4 protein-coding genes are annotated in these 2637 nt (G+C 43.5%); 3 read left to right on the top strand and 1 reads right to left on the bottom strand.

Annotated elements, in window-relative coordinates:
* Positions 1–55: 55 nt before the first annotated feature.
* Complete coding sequence (locus tag QUA47_RS30680; RefSeq protein ID WP_333433604.1) at positions 56–781, bottom strand: Rieske 2Fe-2S domain-containing protein; 726 nt, start codon at positions 779–781, stop codon at positions 56–58.
* Positions 782–1259: 478 nt separating this feature from the next.
* Between QUA47_RS30680 and QUA47_RS30675 the strand changes: the two genes are divergently transcribed.
* The 3 genes from QUA47_RS30675 to QUA47_RS30665 all read left to right on the top strand — a co-directional run.
* Positions 1260–1661: a transposase gene (locus QUA47_RS30675; protein ID WP_333433603.1), complete on the top strand. Its 402-nt coding sequence runs from the start codon at positions 1260–1262 to the stop codon at positions 1659–1661.
* Positions 1662–1673: 12 nt separating this feature from the next.
* Entirely contained in the window at positions 1674–2048 is a 375-nt protein-coding gene (locus QUA47_RS30670; protein WP_333433602.1) for an IS630 transposase-related protein, read from the top strand.
* A gap of 29 nt (positions 2049–2077) precedes the next feature.
* Positions 2078–2637: IS630 family transposase (locus tag QUA47_RS30665; protein WP_333433601.1), on the top strand; the 560-nt coding region annotated here is incomplete at its 3' end.

Below are 2637 nucleotides of genomic sequence, written 5' to 3'. Positions count from 1 at the left end.
ACCTTACTTGCTCTCCATTTTTGGACACCATACCTAATTTACCACTATTTGAGCCTTAACTGAACCGTATTGACTTAAACCCAGGCGGACTCAGATGCTTTAGATTGTGCGGATAGTTGCTCACAGTGCTGACATCATCAGCGCGAAACCCGTGCGGTAGTCGCTCAACGGGATAATCTGGCACTTCTGGATTTTCGCCCTCGCCAAAGGATTCGGTGTGAACAAACGTAAAATGACTCGCATCCAGAAAGCCTTCGACTTGACGACTTGCGGCAGCTTCGTGAGCCACGCTGGCTGGCAGAACCTGAATATAGTCTGGATCGTTCCATTCCTGAAAGTATGGACAATGCACCGAACCGTTATCCACGAGCCTTACCCACACTAAACCATAGCGTTCGATGACAGCGTAGGTCGTCAATTTCAGCCGAGCGGGAATTGCGGCATCTGGTTGAGCGGGAATACGCTTGCATTGACCGCTTTTGTCGTAGCCGATGCCGTGATATTTGCATTGGAGTTCATCGTTCTCAACCCATCCCAAACTCAGAGCAACACCACGATGCAAACACAAATCCCGTGCTGCAACGATCGAGCTATCGGAATGTCGAAACAGCACGAGACGTTCATCTAGCACCTTTGCGGCAAACGGTCGATCTGTGACTTGATGCGAGAACGGGATCGGATACCAAAACGGCGCAAGGGCTTTCCCATCAGTTTCACTAAAGGTGCAGTTTCGAGGCAATACAAACGCAGAATTGCACGATAGTTTTTGTATAGTGTGCATAATCCTGTATGCGAAATACCGCTGAAGCTTAAGATATTAGAAAGCTTACTTCTGTACGATTTACTACATACCTCTCTTTTGTCACTTTCGGCAGAAAATAATCTGGGATGGTTATAGCATAAGACTTTTACCAAAAACCTTGATTTGGGCCATTCTGTTGGAAAATAAATGCTCAAATCCTTGATAAACCTACAGTTGAAAATTTGGTTCTCATTTTTAATTTCCCAGAGTGACAGAAGAGGGATAAAGCAATTTCCAGGTTTATGGAGTACGGTTGCAAGGGTTTGTCAACCAGTTTGGTAAGTGCTTGGGATTAAGGTGTACTTTATTTGCCTGGAAATTGCTTTATCCCTCTTCTGTCACTTTCGGCATAAAATAATCCGGGATGCTTAGAGGATGTTTTAAAAGTGAGGAGGTGTTGTAAGAAAGCTCACAAGGCTTAAGCTGAAATTTGTAGATACCAGCACCTTGTGAGCGAATGACTAAAGCATATCCTAGCAACTTGACGTGGGAGCAGTGGGAGCTGATCGCAGAACTGTTTCCAAAAGAAAAACCTGGTGGTCGTCCCCGTACAGTGGCGATGTACGCCATTGTCAATGCCATTCTCTATGTACTGTGCTCTGGATGTACGTGGCGAGCCTTACCAGGGGATTTTCCTGCTTGGTCAACTGTTTATGGTTATTTCTGGAGATGGAGCAAAGATGGTACGTGGTTGAAGATTCATGACAAACTCTACCAGTGGGTTCGGGTAGCTAGTGGGCGTGAACCTAGCCCTTCAGAAGCCACCGTCGATAGCCAATCAGTGGAAACAGCAACGATGATTTCTCTTGACGTAGGATATGACGCAGGTAAACAGATACAGCACTTCCGGAGGTTATGAGGTACAATAGAATTGACTAAAAATAATATACAGATGAAAGCATACTCAGTAGATTTGCGCTCCAAAATAGTAGCAGCCCATTTAGAACAGAAGCTGTCGATCAGAAAAACAGCAGAAATATTTGCCTGCAGTAAAAGCTTAGTTAAAAAACTTGTCAAGCAACAAAAAATCGAGGGAGATTTACAGCCTAAACCCAGAGGTAAACCCAGATTCAGTCATTTGAATAATGCGTCACAACAATTAAGAGAAATAGTGGCAGCACATCCCGATGCAACCTTACTAGAATTGTGTGACTTATTTGCCCAGAAGACTGGAAATTGGGTGGGTAGAACAGCCATGTGTAATGCGTTACAAAAGTTGGGATTAAATCGTAAAAAAAAACCGTGAGAAGTAGCCAAGCCGGCACTGAAAGAGTCATGAAATTAAGGTTAGAGTATTGGGAAAAAGTTAAGCATATCGACCCAAAAAATCTAGTCTTTTTAGATGAGACTGGAGTATTGCTAGGTTTAACCAGAACTCATGCACGTTCCCAACGAGGGACGAGAGCCTATGCGGTCAAACCTTTTTATCGAGGTAAGAAAGTCACAGTAATTGGTGCAATTAGTCTCACGCAAGTAGTGGCATTAATGACCCTAGATAACTCGATGGATAGCCAAGCATTTGAGGTGTTTATCGAGAAATGTTTAGTGCCAAAATTGTGGTCGGGAGCAGTAGTAGTGATGGATAACTTACCAGCGCATAAAGTAGATTCAATTAAGCCTATGATTGAAGCAGTGGGTGCTTCCATCTTGTGTTTGTCCCCATACTCTCCTGATTTTAATCCAATTGAATTATGGTGGTCGCAACTCAAATCATTATTGCGACAGTTTTCACCAACCACCACTAAAATGGTTGACACCATAATTGCTGTGGCTCTTGACTTAATTAATCCGAAACATCTTAAAAACTGGTTTACTAATTGCTGCTACTGTACCTC

The sequence above is a fragment of the Microcoleus sp. MON2_D5 genome (assembly GCF_036701905.1).
In the GTDB taxonomy this organism is placed as follows: domain Bacteria; phylum Cyanobacteriota; class Cyanobacteriia; order Cyanobacteriales; family Microcoleaceae; genus Microcoleus.
This window is presented reverse-complemented; position numbering and strand designations above follow the sequence as displayed.